We start from the raw sequence: 3,698 nt of genomic DNA on the forward strand, positions 1-3,698 counted from the left end.
GGGCCGACAATTCTGTGTGTTGATCTGCATTGCGGCCAGTCCCCAGGCGGTCATTTCGGCGACGAGGCCGCGGCTTGCGCGGTCGAAGGCCTCGACGATATCCTCCGTGCGGGTGGTCGGGCTCGTGTCGGCGCGGGTGAAGCGGCCCTGTGCCACCACGCGGGCATCGGCTTCGCGGATCACGCTGGCGTTGACGGACAGCCGGACGACCGCCCCGCCGCCCGAGGCCTCGGCGTTGAAATCATTGATCTCGCTGATCACGGTGTAATCCGACATGGTGCCGACCGGCGCGCGGCCGACATGGCGGAAGGCGTCGTAGCGGCTGAAATCGCGGATCAGCAGCGTTTGCAGCGTGACCGGCACCGTGTCGCCCCACCGCGCGCCGGGCAGGTATTCCGCCTGCAGGGCCGAGGGCCGGATCATGATCCGGTCGGTGTCCAGCACGCTGCGCGATTTCGGCTCCTCGATCACCAGATCCCCGACCGGGCGCGCGCGGCAGTGCATCGGCGTATCCGCCGCGGGCATCAGTTCGAAGATATTGCGGTCCGGCTCGCCCAGCAGGGACGACAGCGGGGCGCAGGCGGACAGCGAGGCCATCAGCAGGACGGGCAGCGCGATTTTCGGGATGCGGGGCATGGCGGGTTCCTCAGCGGCGGAATTCGGGCACTTTCTGCCCGGAAAGCAATTGCGACGGGTTGCGGCGCAGCGTGGTGACAAGCTGATCCATGTTCGCGATCAGCCCCTGCATGCCGCTTGCCGCGCGGGTGAACTGCGGCAGGCCGTTGCGGGTGAAGGCCTCGACCGGCGTGCGGGCGCCGTCGATCATGCCGCGCAGGCTGGCGAAGGCGCCCTGCGCCGAATCCGCCGCGCCGCGCAGCTGCGACATGATCTCGGGCAGATCGTCCGAAACCCGCGCCAGAGCGGTGTCGAGACTGCCGAGCGTCTGGCGCAGATCCCGCACCACCGGGCCGACATCGGTGTCGATGACCCCCGACACGCCGTCGAACGTCCTTTGCGCGGCGGCGAGCGTGTCGCGGGCCTGCCGGGCGGTGTCGGGAACGGTGTCCCCGAGCGCGGCGGCGGTCGTGTCCAGCCTTGCCGTCAGCGCCGCCAGATCGCCCGAGACGTAATCCCCGATCCCCGCCGCCGCGCGATTGCCGGTCTCGATCAGACCGTCCAGATTGGTCGCGGTTTCGGTGAACTTCTTCAGCGCGGTATCGGCGCTGGCCAGTGTCTGCCCGGCGGATTCGCCCAGACCGTCGAGTTTCCCGCCGAAGCCCGAAAAGGCCGTCACGGTCGACGAAACGGCATCGGTCGCCTGCGCGATATCGGTCAGCGCCTGGTCCAGATGCGCGCTCGACCGTTCGACATTGTCGAGGATCCGGCTGACCCGGTTCTGGTTTTCCTCGCCCAGCAGCTGGGTGAGCTGTTCCGACACCATGTTCAGCCGCTCGATCATTTCCGGCCCGTGACTGCTGAGCGATTGCAGCACCGTCGCGCGGGCGGGGATCACCGGCACGCTGTCGCCCGAGGCCGTGCGCAACAGCGGCGCCGCCGCGCTGCCCGCCGAGATGGCGACGATGTTGATCCCGGTGACGCCCTGCGGCATCAGCGCGGCGGCGGAATCGGTGCGGACCGGGGTATCCTCCTGCACCTCGATCCGCACCTGCACGCTGCCGTCGCCGCGATCGGCCATCCGCATGTTGATCACCTTGCCCACCGGCAGCCCGGCGAAGGTGACGCTGGAGGAGACGTTCAGGCCGGACACCTCGGGGAAATAGATGTCGTAATAGGCGAACTGCCGGTTCACCTGCAGCTTGGCGAACCAGATCAGGAAGGCCAGAATTCCCACGAACCCCGCGATGGTGAAGGCCCCGATCAGGGTGTAATTGGCTTTGGTCTCCATCCCTATTCACTTTCCGGTTCAAGGTGGAAGGCGGCATGGGCCCGCGGCCCGTGGAAATATTCGCGCACCCAGGGGTGATCGACGCGCATCAGCTCGGCGATCGTGCCGGTCACGAGGACCTTCTTCTCCGCCAGCACGGCGATCCGGTCGCAGCAGGCATGCAGCGTATCCAGATCATGCGTGACCAGCACCACCGTCAGGTTCAGCGCATCCCGCAGCCGCAGGATCAGCCGGTCGAATTCATCCGCCCCGATCGGGTCGAGCCCGGCGGTCGGCTCGTCCAGAAAGACGATCTCGGGATCGAGCGCGAGCGCCCGCGCGATCCCCGCGCGCTTGCGCATCCCGCCCGACAGATCGGCGGGATATTTGCCGTTCGCATTCCACGGCAGCCCCGCCATCGACACTTTCAGCTGCGCCAGCGCCACCCGGTCGGCCTCGGACAGCCCGGGCACCGCGCGCAGCGGCACCTCGACATTCTCGCACACCGTCATCGAGGAAAACAGCGCGCCGTTCTGGAACATGAAGCCCCAGCGGCGTTCCAGCGCCGCCCGGCTTTCGGCATCCAGATCGCCGATGACCGAGCCCAGCACCTTCACCGTGCCCGCAGCGGGCCGGATCAGCCCGACGATCGCGCGCAGCAGCACCGACTTGCCGGTCCCCGATCCGCCGACGATGCCAAGGATCTCGCCGCGCCGGACATCCAGATCCAGCCCGTCATGCACCACATGCGTGCCGAAGCGGTTGACGAGGCCGCGCACCTCGATGACCGTTTCGCCCTGCCCTTTCCCATCCGGCGCGCTCACATCCCCACCTCGGAAAAGAAGATCGAGAACAACGCATCGGCGACGATCACCGCGAAGATCGCCTGCACCACCGAGGTCGAGGTCATCATCCCCAGCGACGTGGCGTCCTTGCCGACCTTCATCCCGGCGCGGCAGCCGACGATCCCGATGATGACCGCAAAGACCGGGGCCTTCGACAGGCCGACGATCGCGTGCTTGACGCTGGTCTCGCCGACCAGCCGCTGCGTGAACATCGAGGGCGAGATGTCGAGCGCCACCCACGACATCACCCCGCCGCCGATCAGCCCCGCGACGTTCGAGATCAGCCCGAGGATCGGCAGCATCAGCACCAGCGCCAGCACCCGCGGCAGCACCAGCATCATGTCCGGGTCGAGGCCGAGCGTGCGCATCGCGTCGATCTCCTCCTGCATCTTCATCGAGCCGATCGAGGCGGTCAGCGCCGAGGCCGTGCGCCCGGCGACGACGATCGAGGTCAGCAGGATCCCCAGCTCGCGCAGCAAGGAAATCGCGATCAGGTCCACGACGAAGATCTCGGCGCCGAAGCGGCTGAGCTGCGAGGCCCCCTGAAACGCCAGAACCACCCCGATCAGAAAGGACATCACCGTCACGATCGGCACCGCGCGCAGGCCCATCTCCTCGCAATGATAGACCAGCGCGGTCAGGGGAAATTCCCGCGGATGGCGGAGCGCCCGCCACAGCGCCGCCAGAAAGCGGCCAAGGTATTCGCCCAGATCGGAAAACTGCTCCGCCAGCCCGACCGTGGCCCGCCCGACCGTGGCAAAGGCCGCCCGCCACCCGGTCGGCGCCGGAGCCGGCGGATCGGGCCGCGGCAGCGCCTGCTCCGTCGCCGCGACAAGCTGCGCATGCGCGGGACTCAACCCCTCCAGCACAACCCCGCCCGCCCGCAGCCGCAGCAGATACCACGCCCCCGCCGTGTCCAGAAAACCCACATCGTCCAACCTGACCCGCCCGGCGAAAGCCTCCGGCGC

At 68.1% G+C, this 3,698-nt stretch carries 4 protein-coding genes; all 4 read right to left on the minus strand.

The genetic code is table 11. The features are described 5' to 3' along the window. On the minus strand, positions 1 to 636 hold a 636-nt coding region (locus tag D2T30_RS22675; RefSeq protein WP_128210629.1), incomplete at its 3' end, for an ABC-type transport auxiliary lipoprotein family protein. 10 nt (positions 637 to 646) lie between these two features. Next, a complete protein-coding gene (locus D2T30_RS22680) occupies positions 647 to 1,906 on the minus strand; it encodes an MlaD family protein (RefSeq protein ID WP_128210630.1) in 1,260 nt (419 codons plus the stop codon). A 2-nt stretch (positions 1,907 to 1,908) separates the two neighbouring features. Then, positions 1,909 to 2,709, minus strand: a complete 801-nt coding sequence (locus D2T30_RS22685; RefSeq protein WP_128210631.1) for an ABC transporter ATP-binding protein — start codon at positions 2,707 to 2,709, stop codon at positions 1,909 to 1,911. After that, positions 2,706 to 3,698 (minus strand): MlaE family ABC transporter permease (locus tag D2T30_RS22690; protein ID WP_164884410.1); only part of this gene is annotated, 993 nt, incomplete at its 5' end. The genes D2T30_RS22685 and D2T30_RS22690, both read right to left, overlap by 4 nt.

Origin of the sequence: Paenirhodobacter populi (genome assembly GCF_004022215.1) — a bacterium.
Classification (GTDB): Bacteria; Pseudomonadota; Alphaproteobacteria; order Rhodobacterales; family Rhodobacteraceae; genus Rhodobacter; species Rhodobacter populi.